This window comes from Maritalea porphyrae (genome assembly GCF_030159895.1).
Classification (GTDB): domain Bacteria; phylum Pseudomonadota; class Alphaproteobacteria; order Rhizobiales; family Devosiaceae; genus Maritalea; species Maritalea porphyrae.
On record NZ_BSNI01000002.1, the window covers coordinates 1,464,140 to 1,487,047 of the forward strand.

Consider the following 22,908-nt stretch of genomic DNA (forward strand, 5'->3'; position numbering starts at 1 on the left):
TGGCCGCAATGTGATCAGAATGCCTGACCTATACCCAAATATAAGCCATATTGTGGTTGACCGGTAATTTTGTTTAGCGGAAACGCTATGTCTGCGCGGATTGGACCGATCGGCGTGTAGTATCGCACGCCACCGCCAACGCCCGTGAACAAAGATCCACCCTGTCCAGGGATGTTTGAAGTGAAAGCGCCGCCAGTATCGATAAAGCCGACAACACCGATTTCGTCTGTGACCTTGTAGCGCGCCTCAGCTGACGCCTCGAGATATGAAAGGCCGCCTTGCGGTTTACCCCCGCCTGTGAGCGGACCAGCCATTTGAAAGCCATAGCCACGTATTGAGCCGCCACCACCGGCAAAGAAACGTCGGTCAGTCGGCACATTCGCAATGTCGGTGCCAATAATGGTGCCCATTGCTGCACGTGCTGCAAGAACCAGTCGCTCGTCCTCATCAAGTGCCAAGTAAGTACTTGCCTCTACCGACGATTTTACAAATATTGCATGCGAAGGATGCACATATGTTGGCTCGGTGGACAAAGTGACGAACCAACCACCCGTTGGATTTAGAGCATTGTTGCGCGTGTCGTAGGTCAAAGAGATTGGTGTCGAGAGCAGGGCCGTATTTGATACGGTTGTACCATCATCTACCACTGCATATTCCGCGGCAATGCCGCCTTTTACCGTTAGGTCATCGCGTAAATCATTCGAAAGTGAAGCAGATATTTTGCCCGAACGTTTATTGAACGCATTTGTATTCGCTATATCAAACGTCGCGCGTGCTTCAAAACTCGTGGCAGGGCCAATTGCATTCGGTTTTTTGAATAACAAGTCAGCGTGATAATCAAGGTCGCCAAATCCACCTTGGCCAATGCGGCCAATCGAGGCTTCCGCACGCAGGCTCTCGGCATTGCCAAACAGGTTCCGATGCTTCCAGAATCCTTCGACGCCAAAGCCCTCAAAGTTTTCGGCCGTTACGCCAAAGCCAATCGTGCGTGGCTTGCGCTCACTCACTTCGATTGTTACCGCGACACTTCCATCAGCTGATGGGCGTTCCGCAGTGCTAACGACCACACTGTCAAATACACCCACTTCTTGGAGACGCTTCGTTGCGCGTTTGATCTGATCGGGACTATAAGTCGAGCCTGCAATAATGTCGGCTTGCTCAGCAATAAATGATGAGTTTACGGTCTCGTTTCCTGTTACGACAATTTGGCCAAATGCCGCTTTGTTGCCAGAGTTAAACCAAAGCGAGACTTCTAATTGTCTTGTGTTGTGGTCTGCCTCGATGGTGCGTTTTTCAATGCGTGCGAAGGGATAACCCTTCTGGCGCCAATCCCCAACTAGCTTTGTTTCCGCATCGATGATCAGTGATGATTTCGCCGCTTCCCCTGCGGTTATGCCAAATTGGTTCAAATCGATAGGACCATTTGGTGATCGCGCATCTGGACGTGCAAACGTGAATCTTGGCCCAGCTGAAACGTTGATTTCTATTTTTGGCGACGTTCCAGATAGCTGTCGCTCCAAAGAAACGTCTTCAATGTTTTGCCCGTTGATCAAAATTTGAATTGTGCCGCCATAGTGAGCTTCGCCATAAAGAGCGGCCAAAAGGCGCTTTTGATCAATCTTTGCACGGGTCACTAATCCCGTTGTTCCTGCTGCTGGCGTCGCTTGCTCTTTGATCAAAACGGAACTGGAACGCAACGCATCGTAGAGCGTTGGATCGCTAGTATTGATTTCGACCGAATAGTTTACGGGGTTTTCAATATCAAGAACGGCAGCAGATTGCTGCGATGAATCAGACTTGAATAAACCAAATAGATCAAATGCATGCGCAGGCGCGCTGGTTGCGCACAGTAACGCAACCAGGGGCCATAATCCGAGATTTTTCGAACCAAATATTTGCACTGCGGATGCTACTCCAAACTCAAGCAATTTCGCGGGCAATTGAACCCACTATACAACAAATATGTTGCTTTATCATTTAGATATTTAGCCCATTCAATACCATAGGCACAAACCATTATTGTTTTTGTACGTCTTCGTGACCACAACAGTTCAGCATAGGGCTCGCTTTTGCGTATGTCATAGCACCCGCATCGGTTGCCAAATGGCATTCTTTGAGATATATTATGCCATAAGGAGCTAAAATGACGCTTGAATTGATTGATACGGGACCAGAAGAGTTTATTGCGGCCCCAATCACAGATGAAGAGGGTGGAGCGATGCTTCGTGCAATCCTAAATCTCTTTCAGAAGTGGCGACTGACTGACGAAGAGGCCGCGACGTTGCTTGACTTACCGTTGCGCACTTATCGACGCTGGAAGGCTGAACGGCCAGGACGTCTCAGCAACGATTTGAAGGCACGGCTGTCGAATCTTTTGGGCATACACAAGGCTTTGCGTTTGATTTTTGTTGAGCCTCAACGCGCATACGATTGGATAAAGCTGCAAAATGACGCATTTGGTGGCCAATCAGCGCTTGAAATAATGCTTGGAGGCAATCTAACCGATTTGATGCGCGTGCGCCGATATTTAGATGCGGAGCGCGGCGCTTGGTAGGTGGGACCGCAGATGTTCCAATCTGTCATATAGAGTGGCAAAATGCATCGCGCATCGTTTGCTCAATTTACCCGCCGATCGACCTGTTTGAAGACATCGCGGCACCAGAAGACTGGCCGCAATTGATTGCGGCTGAACAAAAAACCAATCCGCGATTAATGGAAACAATCGGTAATATTGATCTTGTGCCGGCGCATCGACGTGTCAGCGGACCGGGCGCTAGCTACTTGATGGCACCGTTTACCCACACAAGTCGCGATCGGCCGAGCCGATTTTCCGACGGACGTTTGGGTGTCCTATATGTCGCTGCCGACTTCGAAACAGCGGTACATGAAACGGCATTTCATCACGCAGAATTCATGCGTTCTACAAAACAGCAATCTGGTTGGACGTCACAGTTTAGAGAACTGGTATTGTCAGTCGAAGCGATGCTGCACGATGTTCGGGAAATTGGGACTGAAAAAAGTGACATTCTGCACCTACAGGATTATTCAATTTCGCAGCATTTTGCGGCTCAATTACGTGCTCAGTCTTCGGAAGGGCTCGTTTATCCCAGTGTCCGAGGTGAAGGCGATTGTGTTGCATTGTTCTATCCGGATTTGGCGAGCGATCCAATGCAGGGTCGGCATCTAAACTATCATTGGGATGGTCATAAAGTAGACTTAGTGCGAGATATTGGCACTGGCGATGTATTCAGATTGGTTTGATCTGAGTGCGAACTTAAGTATAGTCACACTCATACTTTTACTTAATTCACTTATTGCGTGACAATTTTTTATGTTCTTTTTAATCGTCAAGGCGTTTTTCGCCGTCATTATGCTAGCGTGTATCTATTCGAGGACAGCATAGGATGCGCGTCCTGTTAGCACACAAATTCTATGAAACGGTTGGCGGGGCTGAGGTTTTTTTTCGAGAGACTGAGCGCGCATTGAGGCTGGCTGGGCATCAGACGGAAATGATCGCTACTGGCAATGCCAGTTCAACAGTGCCAAAAAACGTTCATTTGCTTGATGCACCTGACTACAAGAACGGCAGCTTCTTCAAAAAAGCTTTGAGTTTGCACACCTCAATTTATGATCTGAACAAACAGAGACAGGCTGCGCAAATAATCGAAAGATTTAAGCCCGACATTCTTCACATCTTCGCAATCAACGTGCATTTAACACCGGCAATTGTGTTCGCTGCCAAACAAGCAGGTGTGCCCGTCGTTGTTACCATGAACGACTACAAGCATATTTGCCCAAACTATAAGCTTTATCATCATGGCAAAGTCTGCCGCGACTGCGAAGGTGGAAAATTCTACAACGCAATAAAGAATAAATGTTGCAAGAACGAACTTGGTTTGTCGGTTGCCAGCGCAATGGAAGCCTATGTTCACCGCGCTATTCGGTATTTTGATCAGATCGACCATTTCACCTTTTCTAGCGATTTCATTGCACAAGAGACCCAGCAGTTTTGGCCCAACAGGCAAATATCATGGTCTAAACTCCGCAATCCTTTTCAGTCGGATGCGTACGAAGCCACCGCCGAATATGCGCCATATGGATTGTATGTGGGGCGCGTGATTGAAGAAAAGGGCGTCGACAAAATCCTGCAGGCCGCCGAGGCAGTCGATGGGTTTTGCATCAAAATTGTCGGAGAGGGGCCAGACCTTGAACTATTGTCGCGCCGGGCTGATCAAAGTGGCGTAACTAACATCGAGTTTCTTGGGGCCAAATGGGGGGATGAACTCGAGTTGCTAATTGCCGACGCGCGATTTGTCATCGTTCCATCGCTTTGGCACGAGAACTACCCTTATGTTGTGATTGAGGCATTTGCCAAAGGAAAACCTGTGATTGGCAGCATAAGGGGCGGTATTCCAGAACTCGTCACGGACGGCGAAACGGGCTTGCTATTTGAGCCTGAGAATCCAGTTGAGCTTGCCACCAAAATCAGGTTCCTTGCGCAAAATGTAGACATTGCACGTCGTCTCGGAAGGAATGCAAAAGCATTTGCCGATAGGCAATTCACCCATGAGTTGTTTTTGCAAGAATTGATGCAAGCCTATGAGTGTGCACTAGACGCTGATTAGCACCCGACCCGCGCTCTCGTTGTAACCGGCATCGTGAAGTGTCTGCTGAAACGGTTCAGCGATTTCTGAACAAAGCGAAATGTTGCCATGTGACGGCGGAGGGTTTGTGTGCGATTTTGCATATTTGAATACTTGGAGGTCATCGACAATGTTCAGCCATTCAAATAGTAGCCGCAACTCATTTTCTGAATCGCTGCAGATATTTTCGTAGCGGCAAATACGAAATTGCGAAGCTGGGTTTACATCAAGTTTGAGCGCTTCGCGCGTTGTTAGTATCCATTCAACAGCTGCTCGGTCAAAATCAGATTTGGTATCGCGTAACTTCGCTTGATGGGGCGCCAAGTCGTTATGCTCAGGAACAAGCTGGTCGACTAGTGCTGTCCACTTTCGATCATTTTTTCCCCACCAATTGTGTTTGTCAGATTTGCGGAAGCTAGCATTCCTCGATGTCCAACGGGCGACCGAGTTTACAACATCAACGCCGTCTCGGATTGGACAAACAAACCTTGCGTCCGGAAACAACGCCTGCACATATTTGGTTCTAAATACCAACTCCGGATATTTGTCGACGATATGTTTGGCACCCGACGCTGCTAAAGAGAAACCATAAACACGCTGAATTTTCTTTCGGGCTTCGTCATTGTCGATTCCTGGTTCAGTCCGTACCGCAGCGGCAACGTCGCTATAAGAACCAATAAGGTCCTCCGCGCCATGTGCGAAATGCCAAAGAGCCTTGGGTTCATTCAGGAAGCTGACATCTTGGTGGAGTGCGAACAGTCTTCCAACGAAAGTCGTGCCGCTTCGCCCATTGCCAATTATAAAAATTGGTCGCTCAACAGATCGCAACGGTGGCATGAGTTGTGCAATCTTGAACATTGAGAATACAAGCGGATTGATCCATTGACCGCGTGTGGTCAATGGACGTCCCTCCAACAAAGCGTAATTAACTAGCCTTCCAATTGCCATGGAGGGTCTGTGGCGAAGCATGTCGAGGTCAATTTGCGCAACCATTTACGTTCGCCTCTCCAATAATGATATGCGATCGGTTTGTTGCATTCCCAACCGATGGGTTAGGCGCGCGCCAAGTAGGGTGAAAGCAAGCACCCAATAGATTGCCTGTCCAAATATACCGGTTAGAGTGCCCAGAATAAGCACTGACATGACGAAGCCATGTTCAATCAAGCGAAAGTGCGATTGCCGATCACAAACTCTTTTGTAAGTTAGACCGGACAAGGCGCCAAACCCGGCGCAGTAGAGCGCAATGCCAGCGGAGCCCAAGTCAGCATAGGCTTCCCCGAGCAATGTGGCATTCAGTCCGTCCCCTTCAAAGGTGTTGTAGGATAGAAGCTTTAGCGTTTGATCGAAAGACATTTGCTGCCCAGGGAGCAGAGTAGACAATGTGTATTGGAACACTGTTGCATCGAAAACATCGGGGTTTGCTTCCTTTAGTGCGATCACCTGTTGGAACCCCGCAACATAGTTTGAAAACTGTAGCGATCCCCAATGTAAAAACATTGAAAGATTGTCTGAGGATGTAGCTTGTATGAAGGTAAGTGCACCTATTTCAGTGCTGGTTGAATAGACAACCAGCCGCAAATAACCCCAAATTAAAGCTCCAAAAACTGTTGTAGAGATAAGCGCTGTCACGAGAAAGGTGTGCTTTTGCGCAGTCGCATAGTTGAAGATAAAAACCAATGTAATCAGTATGAAAAAGGCAGGTCCGCGCCATCCCATTGTAAGGTTGATTGCAAGCACAAACGCGAACAGGATAAACGCAAGAATGTACATTGATCTTTCTCGCGTGGCTAATGCCAAGACAAAGAAAAAGTATACAGCGAACTGGGACATCCGCGTAAGGTATACGATATAACTTGTGACTTCTTGACGGGCGGCAAGTCGCGAAACCAATCCATTTTCTGATAGCGCTGGAATGCCGACTTTGATGTAGATATAGACAGTTGCCAGCGCCGCCGTGCCCACCAAACACCACAGGTAAATGCGCAACAATGTCGATATCGCAAAATCATTCATTTTGGGCGGCGTGGTTCGAAAATGGACACCAGAACTAAGCAACCAATTCGAAATGGCGAATGACCAAACACCTATGTTTGCGAAAAAAACGATTTGCGCTGCATTTGGCGATCCGCTTTCGAAATGTCGAATTGAACCAAGGCCAAAAACGACAAAGAACAACAGTGCAATCACGGATGCCGGATGAAAAAAATCGAGCTTTATCCCGGCACCAGCGACAATTATTGCACCACAGGTAAGGGCTAATGAAAAAAGATGCAGACGATAGCTTTCATCTGGGCTTGTGTTTGATACAGCGAGTACGAGAACCGCAGATCCGATCGCGCAACTCGCAGCAAGCACAATCATCACAATGTGAAGAATACCCAACCGGCGCGGGTGCGCTGTTGATAGAAGTTCACTACTTTGCTGAGCTCCGGTTTTGCTAGGCAATTGCTGCATGGCCTCCCACCAAAGTTCGACATGTGTAGGCGATCAATACACCTCTGATAACGGTTGCGAGGGCGACGGCGGCGGCTACAAAAACAATGCTGCCGAAAAGACAAGCGCATGCAATCGCGGCGAGACAAAACGGAACTGTCCAAATCATCACATCACGCACCGATCTTTCGCGTCCGGCTGCCACTAGTGCCGTGCCGCCAAAGCCCGTTGCGATTGTTACCAAATGACCGGTCGCAAGGATTACAGCGACCAACCAAGTTGTATCATTGGCAGTGCCAAATATGATTGGCAAGAAAGGTCGAGAGAAAACAATTATGGCAAGAACAATGCCGCCTGCCAAAAAAGCAAGTTTGGTCGTGTCACGGCAGATTCTAAGCGCTTGAGATGTTCGGTCCTGAGCAAACTCCTGCGCAAGTCTTGGGGCAATGGCGAGGTTAAGCGTGACTTGAACGTAGATCGTCAGAATAGCAATTCGATTTGCAGGAAAGTATTGAGCGGCATCTTCATTTCCCAATAATATGCCAACGGCGACAACATCCATTGATACAAGAATTAAGCCCGCAGCGTTCACCATCATCAGATCAAAAGAAGATTTGAGGTACTTCAGATCCAGGCATTCTTTTAGCTTGAGAAAAGAAAGTGTGGGAACAAACCCAATAGAATTGAAGCGAAAAAATTGTAGTCCAACGCAGATGAGCAACGCTGACAATAGGGAGATCGCGCCAGTTTCAATTGTCGCGTTCCCGACTAGCCCCAAGATGAGCAGAATTATCGCAAGTGTGAGCAAGCGCCATAAAACCTCGCGTGGTGCCATCGCCCAAACAAACATCCCATGCGCGCGACCTATTCCAGATAGGGCACCGTTTATTGATAGAATGACTGTCAAAATGTTTGAACAAAACACAATTGTCGGAGTTGCTCCGTTGGCCATGTAAAACCCGGCTACCACTAATCCGCAGAACAAGCCAAATACTAGGCTGATGATGACGGCGAGGCTTGCTTTTTCAGATGAGTGGCCAGCATCACGCAGTGCCAGTCCTTTTGAAATCTCCCGTGCGACAAGATCGCGCTGGCCAAACTCGCCAATGGTGCCCATGAACAAAATCATACTCAGCAAAGTGGCTAACTGCCCGAAGTCATTGGCGGGAAGTAGAAAAGAAGCGATGGATGCAAATCCAAATGTGGAAATTAGCCCAAGTACGCGAATTGAAAGTGTATTGCCTACGGCCGCGATTAGCGGGCGCCTGTAGCTCTGCAAAAACATTAAGCAACCAAAAAAGTGTAATCTAAAAAATATCGTCGCTCGAAAAATTGAGCGACGAATGGGATGATTGCATGTTTAAAGCGGGTTGCCAAACTTGTTCGATTGTTCAGCCCAGATATGGGTAGGCGACTATGCGTCTTATAGGAGCGCCGGACAGCGGAGGAGTAACAATGTGGCTCCCAGCAATTTCTTCATCACCGGTTTCAGTTTCAAGAGTTATACGGTGCGTTCCGGTAGGAAGATCCAGCGTAAGAATATCGGCAAGGCGCGATTTCGGCGTGCCGGAAGATAGCACGGGTGTCGTGGGCGAGGAACCAACTCCGATATTCGGCACGGCGAGACGAATTGAAAAGTCTATTGGGATGCCGCTCGTCGCTGAAAAGAAGTCCAAATTTGCTTTGGCACAACCTACCGGGGATGACGAAAGTTTTGAAAAACGCTGAAAACTGGTATCAATGTCGCCACCAATTGCTTTCAGTCCCGCCGCAAGATACCCATTTGCTGCCGTGTACCAAATTGGACCAAATTGGAAACTGCTGGCATTCGGCAAGTTGCCAGATACAAGCGAACAAAAGAGGGTGGCAATGTGTTCTGCAAGCGGTGTTGCATTGCATTCGGCAACACCACTAGGGCGCAGCCGCCAATGACTGGTTGGCGTACCTTGGAAACGAAGGTCGATAGACGTTAGCCCTTTGTGGTCGCCAACGGCTAGAACCTCGACATTTACTCCGCTGCTTGTTGCGGTCTCGGTCCATCCGGCCGGCAACGTTCCCCCTGCACCAAGGATGCCAATGGTTGCCGAGCTAGTGCTCGTATAGCTGCCAATTTCGGTAAACTCGCTCTCAATCGTGATACCGTTTTCAGCGAGCGCCAATTGTTCAGTAGCGACGTTTTCCCAATTTCCACTATTGTCTGCGACAAGTTTTTCCGTCGCGCGAGTAAACATATAGGCTTCGTCTACGCTTATGTGTTTGCCTAGCGAAACGGCACGACGTCGTAGGAAATCTAGGGCAAAGGTTGCATTCTGCGGCCACCACGTCTGTGGTGTCGATGCTCGGGGCGAAATGTAGCCGGATAACATTAGACAATTCCGACAAGGCTTGTGGCCGTCGTCCCTGTGGCAAGCACAGCTTGTGCGCGGACCGGCAAAACCGAGCCGCCAGACAGACCTTCAAACGTAACGAGAGCGCCTGATGGGGTTTTTAATGTGACCTGACCAGGGCCACCAATGTAGATCGCGCGTACCAATTCGGCGAAATCTGTTACGTCACTTGGCGTAATTGAAAAAGCGTCAAGCGCTGGAGCGTCAAAGCTAGGTGCTCGTCCTTGAAATCTATCTTGCATCAGGGTGTTCCTTCTTTTTCGAGAACACCAAAATACTACCGCCCTTGTTAGCGGGGATAAGTTTTTCGAACTTGGTCTTCGAGCAACGCTTCATATTGGCTAAGAACGTTGCCCCATGTGAATTGCCTTCTATGCCGCTCTGCCGCCGCATATCGAGCGGTTTCTAGCTTATCGGAAGGCGCTGAAAGCATCTCGATAAGCTGTTGGCATTGCACATCGCCAGAGAAAAAGAACTGGGAGTCTCCAGCAGTCCAGCGATTGTATAAGTTGTCGTGGGCAATAACTGCGCTACCAGCGGCCATTGCCTCGACCAGTGACGGGTTTGTGCCTCCAACGCGGTGCCCATGAATGTGCGCGCGTGCGTAATAGCGGAGAGCGCCAACAATAGTTTTGTCATAAATGGCGCCGGGGAATATGACATCCTGATTGGCGGCTGCGCGCACCTTTTTGTGGTAGCGGATATTGTCATCCAACGGACCTACAATAACCAGTTTTTGATTTGTCTTCGCATTCGAAAACGCAGTCACAATTTCCAGGATTGAGTTTTCGGGTTCGATGCGCGCGATTGATAAGAAATAGCAGTCCCGTTTTAATTGAAAACTGTCGAGCACAGAAATCGAGGGAGTTTCAATTTGATCAGCGCCGTAGGGGATCATTGTCGGCGATTTGAATGAACGAGCGGCAATATGGGTTGCAATGTGTGGGTTGTCCGCAATAGCAATTGAACTGACATTGGCACCGATAAGCTCGTTGCACAGCAGCCAAAATTTGGCGGGCAATGACCATTTGTCCCGATGCCACTCAATGCCGTCCATATTCATTATAACGGTACGACCCAGCATACGTTGAATGATGTTGAAAATTGCTGTGTTATATCCAAGGACGAGATCGATACCATCGCGCCAAACGACATCTTTTACGCATTTGAGATCAAATTCCATTGTGCCTAGAACACCAGCAAATTGCGTTCCAATATGAACTCTTTCTACGCCGTGCCAGCGGTCCACGTGAATTTGGATATTTGAAGTCTGTTCCCTAGAACTGGATTGGCAATAGACGCGTACAAGCCATCCCTTTTGTGTGAGAAAGAGAGCAAGATGCTCAGCAAACGTCTCAAAGCCGCCGTGTCTGGCAGGTACGCCCCTGGTGCCTAAGATGTTGAGGGTTTTTTGTTTTTTAGACATGCCGTATGTGGGCTTAGTTTTAAGAATGAAATAAAGTAAAAGTGCAAAATATAAGTTGGCCACTCCTTGAACACTGAATAAGTATTTTCAGCGAGACCATGAATAGTTAATCAGACTGAACCGTGCGACACAATTCAATTGTTAGGCAGTATTTCCAACAAAAAGCGTTGGATTGCCGTTTAGCGATAAAGTTGCTAGCCTACCTAAATATTTTTTGACTTTTTAGTTGTTGTTTTGGTTTTGTTTTGGGTTTTCGTTTGATGCCTTTGCACATGAGTGTTCAAGTTCTCAATTAATGGTATTACTTTGCTCGTCTCAAGCGAATGGGACGGTTGAGAATTCGCGTGCGCGTCTTTTGTAGCCTACTTGCCAAACACGACATGGCAATGAATGGGGCTGCGCCATGAACGAACGAAATATTGATCTGCGGGGCATATTCGTCATCTTACGCCGCCGGGTGAAATTGGTATTGTTCATAATTGTCATCGGGATGCTGGCTACCGCGTCATTGCTCTACGCGTTACCTTCCAACTATGTCGCAAAAACTCAGCTTTTTTTGGATGTCGCAGGCGCCGATGGCTCCAATACAAAACAATCTAATGCATTTGGGTTGACCAATTCCATCGTCGAAAGTGAGGTGAAGTTGATCAAATCCGAACCAGTTTTGGTCAAAGCGTTTGCGGATTTGCAGCTCTTGCAGACAGAAGAGTTTGGGAACAAGCGGTCTTGGCTCAGCGTCTTTGGCGTTCCCGGCAGCCCTTCAGGTTTGCAGCAGGACGAAGCAGCTGCGTCTCAAGCGTTTGAAGAGTTCAACAAACGAATTTCCGCAAAAAGACTGGGGCTGACCTTTTTAATAGAGGTGACGGCTCGATCGGAAAACGCGAAGCGTGCAGCAGATATTGCGAATGCTATTGCGAGTTCGCATATCGAGTTAAAACTGAAATACAATCTTGCTCAAACTAAATCAGTACAAGTTCTGTTGGATGCCAGCGCCGTTGAAACGCGGAAGGTACTTGATGTCGCTGAGACTCAATTGCAGTCATATTTCGTCGACAACTTAGACGAATTCGCGGCGCAAACTTCTGACACACAACTTGATCAAATTCGGCGTGAACTCCAACTAGTGCAAGAAGATAGAGCGCGTGATGAGCGGCGTTTCGAACTACTAAATGAATTTGGGCGCGAAAAGAACTGGGATATTCTCAAATCCAGTTCCATAAGTTCGAACTTGCAATTAGCGCAAAAACAAAGGGACGCCTTGCTTCGCCGCATTGAAGCCGAACCCAATTCGGATGCGAATGAGGCGCTTGATGAACAGCTAGAGCTGTTGCAGAAGCAAATAAATCTATTGGTTGACCAAGAGGTTTCAGTCATCGAGACAGACCTGCGCAAAGGTATTGTTTTGGAGAAAGACTTGCTTTCTAGGGCGCGGAACCGAGCAGTTGAGTTGGATTTTCCTTCGCCACTTCTAAGACAATTCTATCAAATAAAGGCAAGTGCAGAGACAGCGCGCAAGCAATATGAAAATGCGCTCGAGGCAGCTTCTTCCAATCGCGTCCGTGCCGCAACATTGCTTTCAGATGTCCGTATTGTATCTACAGCGACGGTGCCACTTCACGCCGTCTCGCCAAACCGGCCGTTGATGCTGGCTTTGGCGTTATTGTTCTTTGTTACGGTTGCAATAATTCTTGCACTTTTGTTGGATCATTATTGGGGTGGCATTTCCTCAAGTGAGCAGCTTGAAGAATTATTGGGTTTGCGAACCGGAGCTGTTTTGCCGCAAGTTGAAAGTCGCGATGCCTCCTTGCATGCCCGACAGCAACACCTTGCGTTTATTATGGATGATGCACCCAACTCTGCTTTTTCAGAGGCGGTACGAAAGCTGCGATCTGAAATTGAAATCTCGGCAGGCAAAGCAAAAGGAAATTCGGATACTGGCGGCACAGTCATTTTGCTTTCTTCTGCTGTTGCGAAAGAAGGAAAATCAACTGTTTCAATTGCGTTGGCGAAAAACTTGGCTGCGTCTGGCGCACGCACGCTTATCATCGACGCAGATTTGAGAAAGCCGACAATTCACGAATATTTGGGTTTGGAGGGGGAAAACGGCCTTGTTGAGTTCTTAAAAGACACAAAGGAAACTGATTTTCTGGCGAAATCCTTCAAAACCCGTGTCGCCCCAAATTTGGATGTGTTGCCTGGGCGCAGTTTGCTTGGTTTAAAGACGGATGCGCTTGTTTCCAGTGTCGGGTTTCAACAGCTCATTAGAAGCGTGCGTAGACATTATGATTTTATCATTCTTGACACGCCGCCGCTGCTGCCTGTCGTCGATACAACCTATCTTTTGCCGCATGCCGACGTGGTGCTTTTGATCGTTGGATTCCAAAGTACCGACCAACGACAGGTCCAGCACGCCGCCAAATTGATTGTAGAACACGCAGGCGCAAAAGCTGCAATAATACCGATTCTAAACAAAAGCGACCTAATCGCAGCACAATACCTCCAGCATTACGGCGGCTACCGTTTTTCAGGGATTACGCAAATCGCTGCGGATTGACCGGCGCTCCAACTTCAGGTGAGGCTAATTTGCCCGTCGGTGCGCCACTTCGCTCAACCTTGGGTTAAGTGCGCCGCGTACAGTAGCGCTAGATTTTGTTTTCCGAACGCGAAAATTGAAATCTTTAAGGCGACGTGTCCCTAAAACATATTTTAATTCAGTGTATTATTGGCGGGTTAATGTTTTGTTAATATATGTATTGATGCGTAAGTAGGTCGCTGTTAGCGTCAACACATACTTATACTGAAAAATATACTCTAGGTTGTTTGTGTTTAATTCAATTGCAAATGCGCGAAATTCAGCCCTTGTGTCGGCAGAATGCCACCGATTGATTGAGACTGTCAGCATACCGCGATCAAAGCGGATACTCGACATCTTTGGGGCCTCGATAGGTTTGATAATCTTGTCACCACTGTTCTTGCTTATTGCAGTTGCGGTTGGGCTGTCGTCGCCAGGCCCTGTGTTTTTTACCCAAACAAGATATGGCCAAGGCGCGAGGCGAATTCGAATACACAAATTCCGCACCATGTCTTGGCATCATTGCGACGCACTTGGGGTCACACAGGCGACAAACAATGATGTGCGCGTGACGAGGCTTGGTCGCATTTTGCGTTGGACTAGCTTTGATGAGCTTCCCCAACTTTGGAATGTTTTAACGGGAGAACTATCCTTGGTCGGTCCGCGCTGCCATGTGCCAAACATGCTTGCTGGGGGTGTGCCCTACGAACAGCTTGTCCCGCATTATGAAATGCGCCATCAGGTCGTCCCTGGCATGACAGGATTGGCGCAAGTGAGGGGACTGCGTGGTCCCACGACAAATGCTAAGCTCGCCATCCGCAGGGTTCACGCAGACATTGAGTATATTCAGAACTGGTCCATTGTTATGGATGTGATTATCCTAATCAGAACCCTCTTTCTGCCATTCCGCGGGCTTTCCACCCTTGCGAGAGGCGCAGCTGACGCGTAAGTGTTCGCGCATGCGAATACTCGACAACATCTTAACCGATCGCGGATCAAAATACGCTGTTGCAGGTGGCCCTTGCCACTCGGCAGACGAGGCAAAATCTTTCATCAAGGAACTAAAACGCAATAAGAAGTTTGCAAAGGCCACGCACAACACGTGGGGACTAATTTGTTCCGATGGCGCAATCAAAAATGATGACGGCGAAAGCGGCGCCGGAATGATCATCCTGCGTATGCTTGAGCGCGAAGAAGTCGAGAACGAAATTGTCGTCGTGACAAGATGGTATGGCGGTAAACACCTTGGAGGGGATCGTTTCCGACATGTTCAAACTGCTGTGCGAGCCTATATGGACGCACGATAAGCGATCAAATCCAGCGCGGTAAATCCATGACTACTTCCAACCCGTTCTGTCCCTGAGAAAAGGACAGAGTACCGCCATGGTTCTTCACGACTGAGTTGGTGATGGTCAATCCAAGACCTGCGCCTTTTAGGAGTTTTGCATTTTCACCACGGACAAACGGCTCAAGCAGTTTTTCTGGCTGTTCGAACGATGTATGCGACCCGCGATCGCTAACAACTATGGTGAAATGATCCGCCGTTGCATGCAGTGCAACCTGCGCTTCCTCGCCGTATTTTAGGGCGTTTTCAATCAGATTGGTAAGAGCTCGCCGAATGGCATTTGGGCGGCATTTGCACAAAACCCTTTGATGGTCGCGGATCAGTATCTGAGTGTTTTCACTTGTCTGACTAAAAACATTGCCAAGCCGATCCAAGTTGATCTTGTCGGGTGCCTCCAACGTAACCGGTTTACCAAGATCCTGATAGTCGTCGACAATCGCTTCAACCAAAGATCGCATAGAGATTTTACGCGGCGCTTCGGTGTCCATTTCGTGTCTGGTATAGCTGAGCACACCATCGATCATATCGGTCATCTGGTCGATATCGCGGTCTAGCTTCTCACGCAGGATTTGGTCATCGATTAGGGCTGTTCTCAACTTGAGACGAGTTGCAGGGGTGCCAAGGTCGTGGGATATCCCGGAAAGCAATAGCGCTCGCTGTTCCAATCGCTGTCGCTCGCTTGCAAAAAAAGCATTCACAGCCGAGGTCAGATTTTTGACTTCATTTGCGCCGCGTTCGGGGATTTCTTCGATTGAACCGCTGGTAGCTGCCTTACGAATGTCGGACGCAAGGTTTTCTAGCATCTGCGAAAATCCATTTGCCACGCTAAAAAGAATACCCAATGTGAGAGCGGCTAGCAGCAGCGCTGGTAGCCTAAGGTCTGCTGGGCGAGAAGAACAAGACCAAATACTCGGCGCTCGAATTGAAAGCCAATTGTCGCTGTCAATTTCGACGAACATGGTTGCATCTGAACAAAGTCTTGCAATGCCCCGCGAAAGCTCGCCGAATTGAAAGGCTAGGCCATCATTGGTCGCGGGTAGGTTGGAAACGGAATACTGAAACTGCGGTGAGAAAATTCGAACTGCCACACGATCCGCCGAAGACGTCACCGCCGCACTTGGAGGATGCAAAGTCAAACTAGTTTCATATACTGACGAGTTTGGTACGGAAAAACGCAACTGTGTCACGTTGCTTTCTGGGACTTTAGTGGGTTGTACAATTTCAAATTCAAAAATGTCGGATTGAACTTCGCGACTGGGTTGAGATCGCAATTCTGAAACTGTACCAAACAGTGCAATGCCGCCATTAAATGCTTTGTCTAAATGCGTTTGCCATGAACTGTTTGATCGCTCCCACATCAGTGCCGACGTTAGACCGCAAGCAAAGGCAAAAACCAGCATCACAATTGAAATTGTTGTAGCTGAAAACAACCATGAAAATGCGCTTGATGATTTGGTCGTTGTCTTATTCATCTGAACTCACGGCACAGCACAATTGATAACCAGTGCCACGCATTGTTTTGATCAGCTTTGGTGCTTTTGCATTTACCTCAATCTTTTGGCGCAATCGGCCTACCAGCACATCGATAGCTCGACTTTGTTGCGCATCCAGCGTTTCTTCCGTTTCTTCACCGTTAAGCGCGCTGGCGATTTCTTCTCTTGTCAGGGGTATTTGCGGGTTTGCTAGCATCACTTTGAGCAATGCGGTTTCTCGCTTAGAAAGCATCGTCTCAACACCATCGGCACCGATCAACTCTTCCCGATCACCGTGGAATGTCCATTTGTCAAAATGGTATGTTCGCGCATCGCGACGGTAGGCCAAGGAGGATGCTCGGTGCGTACGACGAAAAACGGCGCGCACCCTTGCAAGCAAAAGGCCAGGATTGAACGGTTTTGCAATATAGTCGTCTCCGCCCATTTGATAGCCGGTGAGACGGTGATGGTCAGCCGACAATGCAGATAAGAAGATAATTGGTACAGCGTTGTCGGCACGCAGTTTCTTGCAAACATCAAAACCGGATTCTTCGCCAAGCATAACGTCCAGAAAAATCAAATCGACGCGCCGTTGACCAACAATGCTCATGGCAGCTTGCGTGGTGTGCGCGCTTTCCACTGCGTAGCCTTCACGCGTCAGATATTGCTTGAGCATTGCGCATACATCTGGATCATCATCAATTACCAGAATCCGGCGAATGGCCATGTTTACTCCTTACTTGGTCGGTTTGGCGCGGATATTGAGTAACAAACTGTAACAAGCCAAGCCCCAATGTAACAGGGCGTAACATTTGCATCATAAAATCGCACGTCTGCAAGTTTGTTGGTGTGATTCCGTATTGAATTGTACACAGCCACAATGTCTTGGTGATCCCAGCTTCGCGAACAGGGGTTTGCGAGGTACACTTGAATTTCTCTCGGGAGGGGAATGTAATGAAAAAATCAGTTCTTTTAACCGGTGCTTTGGCTCTCGGCCTTACAGCGTCTGCTGCGCATGCCGATCCACAGGCCGAAGTACTTCACTGGTGGACATCAGGCGGCGAAGCCGCTTCCGTCAAAGTGTTGATGGATGAGTTTGCTGCAAACGGCGGCACTTGGACAGATATGCCAGTTGCTGGCGGCGGCGGCGATGCTGCAATGACTGCTTTGCGTGCCCGTGTATTGTCAGGCAACGCACCAACTGCAGTGCAGCTCAAAGGCCCTTCTATTCAAGAATGGTACGAAGAGGGTGCAATCGGCAACATTGATGATGTTGCAAAGGCAGAAAACTGGGATGCTCTACTTCCTGCCGCAATTGCGGATCACATGAAGTGTGACGGTGCATATTGTGCGGCACCAGTAAACGTTCACCGGATCGATTGGATCTGGGGCAACTCAAAAGTTCTTGCAGACGCAGGCATTGAACCACCTACCACTTGGGACGAGTTCAACGCTGCTGCAGAAAAGCTAAAAGGCATGGGCATCACACCACTTGCGCATGGCGGTCAAGCTTGGCAGGACGCCACTGTGTTTGAAGCCGTGGCTGTTGGCCTTGGTGGTCCAGAATTCTACCGCAAAGCGTTTGTAGAATTGGACATGGACACACTGAAGTCTGACCAAATGAAAGCTGTTTTCGATCAGATGCGCACAATGCGTGGCTATGTAGACGACAACTTCTCAGGTCGTGATTGGAATCTTGCAACTGCAATGGTCATCAATGGCGAAGCAGCATTCCAAATCATGGGTGACTGGGCCAAAGGTGAGTTTATCAATGCAGGCAAAGTGCCAGGCAAAGACTTCACATGTACATCACCATCAGGTGGTGCATACCTTTACAACGTAGATAGCTTTGCGTTCTTCAACGTTGACGGTGAAGACAATGTTGCAGGACAGAAGCTGCTGGCTAAATTGGTCATGGGTGGCAACTTCCAAAAAGTATTCAACTTGAACAAAGGTTCTGTTCCAGCTCGTTTGGACGTTTCAATGGACGAGTTTGAATTCTGTGGTCGCCAGTCAAATGCAGATCTAAACACTGCGATTGACCAAGGCTTCTTGTTGCCTTCTTACGCGCACGGCATGGCCCTTCGCGGCGCACAAGCTGGTGCAATTACCGATGTTGTTACAGCACACTTCAACTCAGATATGAGCTCAGAAGAAGCTGTTGAAGCTTTGGCACAAGCAGTGGCAAACTCACTGTAATTGTAACTTAAAAACCAATCGTCCACGCGGCCTTCTTGCTTCGCGTGGACGAACCTTTGGAGCAAACTAATGACCGAATGGCTTGAAAAACACGCGCCCAAGATGGTGCTGGCACCAAGCTTCATAGCAATTTTGGTCTTTGTGTATGGGTTTATCGGATGGACCGCCTATGTGTCCTTCACCCGCTCAAAGCTTTTGCCAAAATACGACCTTAAAGGCACCATCCAATATGAGCGCTTGGCAGACTCGCCACGCTTTGAAGTGGCGCTAACAAACCTTGCCATATTTGGCGTCTTGTTCATTTTGTTCGCCACAATCATTGGTCTTACGCTTGCGATTTTGCTTGATCAAAAAATCCGCACCGAAGGTCCGTTGCGCACAATCTACCTATATCCAATGGCGCTAAGTTTCATTGTTACGGGTACTGCGTGGAAATGGATTTTGAACCCGGGTTTGGGCATTGAATCTGTTATGCATGATCTTGGTTGGACAGACTTTGCCTTCAACTGGCTCGTGGACCCCAATCTGGCGATCTACACGGTGGTGATTGCTGGCGTTTGGCAGTCGTCCGGATTTGTCATGGCCTTGTTCCTCGCTGGCCTTCGGTCGGTCGACAACGAAGTCATTCGCGCTGCAATGGTGGACGGCGTATCTACACCGCGCATCTATATGAGCATCATTATCCCATCGATGGCGCCAATCTTCTTGTCTGCATTCATCGTATTGTCTCACCTCGCCATCAAGAGCTTTGACTTGGTCATTGCGCTTACAGGTGGTGGCCCAGGATACGCAACGGATATGCCTGCGACTTTCATGTACGCAATGGCGTTCTCGCGCGGCGACATTGGACAGGCAGCCTCATCAGCAACTGTAATGATGGTCATCGTGACAGCCATTATTGTTCCATACCTCTATTCAGAATTGAGACCACGCCATGACTGATATTTCTGTGAATAGCGTGTCCTCGGAAAAGAACGCAGCTCGTATTCGACTGGCGCAGCGTATTGCGCTTCGCTTCGGCCTCTACGCCATGCTGCTTGTTTTCGCGCTTTACTATTTGATGCCGCTTTTTGTGATGTTGACCACGTCACTCAAAAGCTTGGATGAAATCCGCACTGGCTCGCTGCTTTCGCTGCCACGGGACATTGATTTTACCTCATGGGCAACAGCATGGTCAGGTGCCTGTACGGGTATTCAGTGTGACGGACTGCAACCGTTTTTCTGGAACTCTGTTCTTTTGTCTGTTCCAGCCGTCTTTCTGTCGACTTTGCTCGGCGCGGTAAATGGATATGTGCTTGCTCAGTGGCGCTTCAAAGGCTCAAACATCTTGTTTGCTCTGATGTTGTTTGGTTGCTTTATACCTTTCCAAGTGGTCATTTTGCCGATGGCAATTGTTCTTGGAAAATTGCAATTAGCCGGCACAATTGGCGGATTGGTTTTGGTACACGTGGTCTATGGCATTGGCTTCACCACACTGTTCTTCCGCAACTTCTATGTGACGGTGCCACAAGAATTGGTGAAGGCTGCAAAAGTTGATGGGGCAGGGTTCTTCAGAATCTTTTACTCGATCTTCTTGCCCATTTCGCCGCCGATTATCGTTGTGACTGTTATTTGGCAATTCACCCAAATCTGGAACGACTTCCTATTTGGTGTGTCCTTCAGCCAAGCGGGTACGCAACCGATTACTGTGGCGCTCAATAATATCGTGAACTCAACAACTGGCGTCAAAGAATACAATGTGGACATGGCTGCCGCGATCATCGCTGCGCTGCCCACACTCATTGTCTATGTCGTTGCCGGAAAATATTTCATCCGCGGTCTAACCGCCGGTTCTGTGAAGGGATAAAAAGATGACAGAAACCACACAATCGATTTTGTCGATCGAAAATCTCGATAAGAGCTTCGGCGCGGTCAAAATCCTCAAAGACATCAACGTTTCAATCGAGCCAGGTGAATTCCTTGTTCTGGTTGGACCCTCTGGTTGCGGTAAGTCTACATTGCTCAACTGTATTGCGGGCCTTGAGGAGTCAACTGCGGGCGACATCAACATCGGTGGTCGTTCAATGATCGGCGTGGCGCCAAAAGACCGTGACATCGCAATGGTGTTCCAATCTTACGCGCTTTACCCCACCATGACTGTAGGTAAGAACATCACCTTCGGCATGAAGGTGCGGGGCACACCAGAAGCTGAGCAACAGGCAAAGCTAAATGAAGTGGCGACGCTCCTTCAAATAGATCACTTGCTAGATCGCAAGCCTTCGCAACTTTCAGGCGGTCAGCGTCAGCGGGTCGCCATGGGGCGGGCACTTGTTCGGGACCCACAACTGTTCTTGTTTGACGAGCCATTGTCCAACTTGGATGCAAAGCTTCGGGTTGAAATGCGTACTGAAATCAAACGCTTGCACCAAACCTTGGGCGCATCGATTGTTTACGTAACGCACGACCAAATCGAAGCGATGACATTGGCGACCAAGATTGTGGTGATGAAAGACGGCGTGATCCAGCAAGTGGGCACACCGAACGAAATCTACAATCACCCAGCGAACATGTTTGTGGCTGATTTTATGGGTTCGCCTTCGATGAACCTTATTCCGGCTCAGGCAACGTCTTCGGGAAACAGCACGCAGATCTCGATTGCTCGTGCTGCTGGAGATGAATTGGTACTCAACTTTGATCGCGAGATTTCGGGCCTAAACGGTTCGGGCTCCAAAGAAGTAATATTGGGCTTGCGTCCTGAAAATATCACTGACCCGCTCAGCATCGTGGCGCAAAGTGGTCAGCTCGCTGATTGCCAAATTGATGTTGTGGAACCTGCTGGATCCGACACATTCGTGGTGACAAGCTTGGGCGGAAAACAGGTAACAGCTCGGTTGCGTGCTGACGCTGAGGTCATGGCTGGCCAAAGTGCTTCGCTGGCGTTTGACCTCACAAAGGCATCTGTGTTCGAGCCGGATAGCGGCGCTCGGATCGCTTAGTAATCTAGAACGTCAACTCCCACGACGTCTACAGCCAGACGGGTTGCCTCCAACCCGTCTGGCACTTTTTATTCAGCAAACAATTTGTTGGGCCCAATGGGCACTATTCCGTTTGGGTTCAGAGCCTTAACTGAGTAATAGCCCTTTTTAATATGATCCAAGTTGACCGTGCGTCTTATCGCTTCAATATCATATAGTCGCTTGGTGTGACGCATAAGGTGAGGGAAGGCGCTTAAGGGAGCCAAGTTACATTTGAATAAGCCAAAGTAAGCGGCGTCAAATCGGATCATGGTGACAAATAAACGAATGTCACTGCCCGTCAACTTGTCACCAAACAGGTATGGCCGCCCGTCTGACAATCGGTCATCGATACCTTCCATTTCAGCGAACAGCATTTCAACAGCTTCTTCGTATGCAGTTTGAGAAGACGCAAATCCGGCTTTGTAGACCCCGTTGTTAACCCGGTCATAAAGGCGCGCGTCAAACTCCTCAAAATCATCAGCCAACGCAGCAGTAAAAAGATCAATTTGCTCGTTCGCCAATTCGCCAAACCCGCTATTCAAGATGCGCATAATATCTGCGCTTTCATTGTTGACGATGGTTTGCTGTTCTTTGTCCCATAGTATGGGAACCGTTGCTCGGCCCGAAAATGTGGCGTCTGAATGGGTATAAAGTTCGTGCATATACCGGGCGCCGATCAAATTATCGGTCGCGGTATCAGCATCATATCCACCAAATCTCCAGCCCTGCTTCGTAAGTTGCGGATTAACAACGGATACGGAAACTACATCTTCCAAGCCCTTTAGGGCGCGAACGGCCAATGTCCGCGAGGCCCAAGGGCAAATATAGGCCACCACCAGGTGAAATCGTCCTGCCTCTGCCTTCAGTGCTGGCTGACCCTCTGGCCCAGCAGAGCCATCGGGTGTGATCCAGTTTCTGAACGTCGATCGTTGCCGGATAAATCGACCGTCATTGTCTTTGCTTTGTACGGGATGCCAGTCGGCATCCCATTTTCCTTGGATCAACATTTATGCCACACCACCAACGTATTGGAGTTTACCGTTTGTGATGTCCATTCGATATGCGCCCGCGCCAAGCAATGCTTGCACAATCAACGCGACTGCCCAAAAAGCGGGGAATTCCCAGCCGCCATTTGGAGCCGAAAACAACCACCCGTTTGCGCCATGAACAAAAACAATCGAGCCGATTAGAATAGGCGTCAATGCCAAGCTGACCCAGCGAGTCTGTAGTCCAATAATCAGGGCGATTGCGCCAATAACCTCAGCGAATATTGTGAGATAAGCCACAATGCCCGGTAGCCCAAGCGATTCAAAAAAGCCTGAAGTACCCGCTGGGGTGAACACAAATATCTTCAGCCAAGCGTGCGCCAAAAAGAGCGCCGCCAATGTTAAACGCAGCAACAATGCCGCTATGTCATTTGAATTTGTCATTTCAA

At 48.8% G+C, this 22,908-nt stretch carries 21 protein-coding genes; 10 read left to right on the forward strand and 11 right to left on the reverse strand.

Annotated elements, in window-relative coordinates:
- Positions 1-14 precede the first annotated feature (14 nt).
- Positions 15-1,901, reverse strand: coding sequence for an autotransporter assembly complex protein TamA (locus tag QQL65_RS10555; protein ID WP_284364324.1), 1,887 nt, complete (start codon positions 1,899-1,901; stop codon positions 15-17).
- 242 nt (positions 1,902-2,143) lie between these two features.
- Here QQL65_RS10555 and QQL65_RS10560 point away from each other — a divergent pair, with 242 nt between their 5' ends.
- The 3 genes from QQL65_RS10560 to QQL65_RS10570 all read left to right on the forward strand — a co-directional run bounded on the left by QQL65_RS10560 (position 2,144) and on the right by QQL65_RS10570 (position 4,625).
- Entirely contained in the window at positions 2,144-2,554 is a 411-nt protein-coding gene (locus QQL65_RS10560; RefSeq protein ID WP_284364325.1) for an MbcA/ParS/Xre antitoxin family protein, read from the forward strand.
- Positions 2,548-3,261 carry an RES family NAD+ phosphorylase gene (locus QQL65_RS10565; RefSeq protein ID WP_284364326.1) on the forward strand — a complete coding sequence of 238 codons (714 nt, stop codon included), beginning with the start codon at positions 2,548-2,550 and terminating at the stop codon, positions 3,259-3,261. Before QQL65_RS10560 ends, QQL65_RS10565 begins: the two co-directional genes overlap by 7 nt.
- A 143-nt stretch (positions 3,262-3,404) precedes the next feature.
- Positions 3,405-4,625: a glycosyltransferase gene (locus tag QQL65_RS10570; protein ID WP_284364327.1), complete on the forward strand. Its 1,221-nt coding sequence runs from the start codon at positions 3,405-3,407 to the stop codon at positions 4,623-4,625.
- On the opposite strand, the gene QQL65_RS10575 is transcribed toward QQL65_RS10570, so the two are convergent.
- From QQL65_RS10575 to QQL65_RS10600, 6 genes are all read right to left on the reverse strand, one after another.
- A complete protein-coding gene (locus QQL65_RS10575) occupies positions 4,611-5,543 on the reverse strand; it encodes a sulfotransferase family protein (RefSeq protein WP_284364328.1) in 933 nt (310 codons plus the stop codon). The two genes, QQL65_RS10570 and QQL65_RS10575, sit on opposite strands and share 15 nt — an antisense overlap.
- Positions 5,544-5,636: 93 nt before the next feature.
- Entirely contained in the window at positions 5,637-7,097 is a 1,461-nt protein-coding gene (locus tag QQL65_RS10580; protein ID WP_284364329.1) for an O-antigen polymerase, read from the reverse strand.
- Positions 7,081-8,361 carry an oligosaccharide flippase family protein gene (locus QQL65_RS10585; protein WP_284364330.1) on the reverse strand — a complete coding sequence of 427 codons (1,281 nt, stop codon included), beginning with the start codon at positions 8,359-8,361 and terminating at the stop codon, positions 7,081-7,083. Before QQL65_RS10585 ends, QQL65_RS10580 begins: the two co-directional genes overlap by 17 nt.
- A gap of 106 nt (positions 8,362-8,467) precedes the next feature.
- The gene (locus tag QQL65_RS10590; protein WP_284364331.1) at positions 8,468-9,307 is read right to left on the reverse strand and encodes a hypothetical protein; all 840 of its coding nucleotides are present in this window, start codon (positions 9,305-9,307) and stop codon (positions 8,468-8,470) included.
- 134 nt (positions 9,308-9,441) lie between these two features.
- Complete coding sequence (locus QQL65_RS10595; protein ID WP_284364333.1) at positions 9,442-9,705, reverse strand: spike base protein, RCAP_Rcc01079 family; 264 nt, start codon at positions 9,703-9,705, stop codon at positions 9,442-9,444.
- Between the two features lie 47 nt (positions 9,706-9,752).
- Positions 9,753-10,889, reverse strand: coding sequence for a DUF1972 domain-containing protein (locus QQL65_RS10600; RefSeq protein WP_284364337.1), 1,137 nt, complete (start codon positions 10,887-10,889; stop codon positions 9,753-9,755).
- Positions 10,890-11,292: 403 nt separating this feature from the next.
- On the opposite strand from QQL65_RS10600, the gene QQL65_RS10605 reads away from it, so the two are divergent.
- From QQL65_RS10605 to QQL65_RS10615, 3 genes are all read left to right on the forward strand, one after another.
- Positions 11,293-13,443 carry an AAA family ATPase gene (locus QQL65_RS10605; protein WP_284364339.1) on the forward strand — a complete coding sequence of 717 codons (2,151 nt, stop codon included), beginning with the start codon at positions 11,293-11,295 and terminating at the stop codon, positions 13,441-13,443.
- Between the two features lie 307 nt (positions 13,444-13,750).
- A complete protein-coding gene (locus QQL65_RS10610; RefSeq protein ID WP_284366268.1) occupies positions 13,751-14,410 on the forward strand; it encodes a sugar transferase in 660 nt (219 codons plus the stop codon).
- A gap of 10 nt (positions 14,411-14,420) precedes the next feature.
- Positions 14,421-14,768 (forward strand): YigZ family protein, encoded by a 348-nt coding sequence (locus QQL65_RS10615; RefSeq protein ID WP_284364340.1) that lies wholly within the window; start codon positions 14,421-14,423, stop codon positions 14,766-14,768.
- A 4-nt stretch (positions 14,769-14,772) separates the two neighbouring features.
- Here the strand turns inward: QQL65_RS10615 and QQL65_RS10620 are convergent, their stop codons facing one another.
- Positions 14,773-16,278 carry a sensor histidine kinase gene (locus tag QQL65_RS10620; RefSeq protein WP_284364342.1) on the reverse strand — a complete coding sequence of 502 codons (1,506 nt, stop codon included), beginning with the start codon at positions 16,276-16,278 and terminating at the stop codon, positions 14,773-14,775.
- Positions 16,271-17,005: a response regulator transcription factor gene (locus QQL65_RS10625; RefSeq protein WP_284364343.1), complete on the reverse strand. Its 735-nt coding sequence runs from the start codon at positions 17,003-17,005 to the stop codon at positions 16,271-16,273. The genes QQL65_RS10620 and QQL65_RS10625 overlap by 8 nt, the downstream gene beginning before the upstream one ends.
- 227 nt (positions 17,006-17,232) lie before the next feature.
- Here QQL65_RS10625 and QQL65_RS10630 point away from each other — a divergent pair, with 227 nt between their 5' ends.
- From QQL65_RS10630 to QQL65_RS10645, 4 genes are all read left to right on the forward strand, one after another.
- The gene (locus QQL65_RS10630; RefSeq protein ID WP_284364345.1) at positions 17,233-18,477 is read left to right on the forward strand and encodes an ABC transporter substrate-binding protein; all 1,245 of its coding nucleotides are present in this window, start codon (positions 17,233-17,235) and stop codon (positions 18,475-18,477) included.
- A 69-nt stretch (positions 18,478-18,546) separates the two neighbouring features.
- Positions 18,547-19,419 (forward strand): carbohydrate ABC transporter permease, encoded by an 873-nt coding sequence (locus tag QQL65_RS10635; RefSeq protein WP_284364347.1) that lies wholly within the window; start codon positions 18,547-18,549, stop codon positions 19,417-19,419.
- Positions 19,412-20,323, forward strand: a complete 912-nt coding sequence (locus tag QQL65_RS10640; RefSeq protein ID WP_431357087.1) for a carbohydrate ABC transporter permease — start codon at positions 19,412-19,414, stop codon at positions 20,321-20,323. The genes QQL65_RS10635 and QQL65_RS10640 overlap by 8 nt, the downstream gene beginning before the upstream one ends.
- Before the next feature lie 4 nt (positions 20,324-20,327).
- Positions 20,328-21,452 (forward strand): ABC transporter ATP-binding protein, encoded by a 1,125-nt coding sequence (locus QQL65_RS10645; protein ID WP_284364349.1) that lies wholly within the window; start codon positions 20,328-20,330, stop codon positions 21,450-21,452.
- Between the two features lie 68 nt (positions 21,453-21,520).
- Here QQL65_RS10645 and QQL65_RS10650 read toward each other — a convergent pair whose 3' ends face one another.
- Together QQL65_RS10650 and QQL65_RS10655 are read right to left on the reverse strand one after the other, a co-directional pair.
- Positions 21,521-22,480: a glutathione S-transferase family protein gene (locus QQL65_RS10650; protein ID WP_284364351.1), complete on the reverse strand. Its 960-nt coding sequence runs from the start codon at positions 22,478-22,480 to the stop codon at positions 21,521-21,523.
- The gene (locus QQL65_RS10655; RefSeq protein WP_284364352.1) at positions 22,481-22,903 is read right to left on the reverse strand and encodes a DoxX family protein; all 423 of its coding nucleotides are present in this window, start codon (positions 22,901-22,903) and stop codon (positions 22,481-22,483) included. It abuts the gene before it with no gap.
- Between the last annotated feature and the right edge of the window lie 5 nt (positions 22,904-22,908).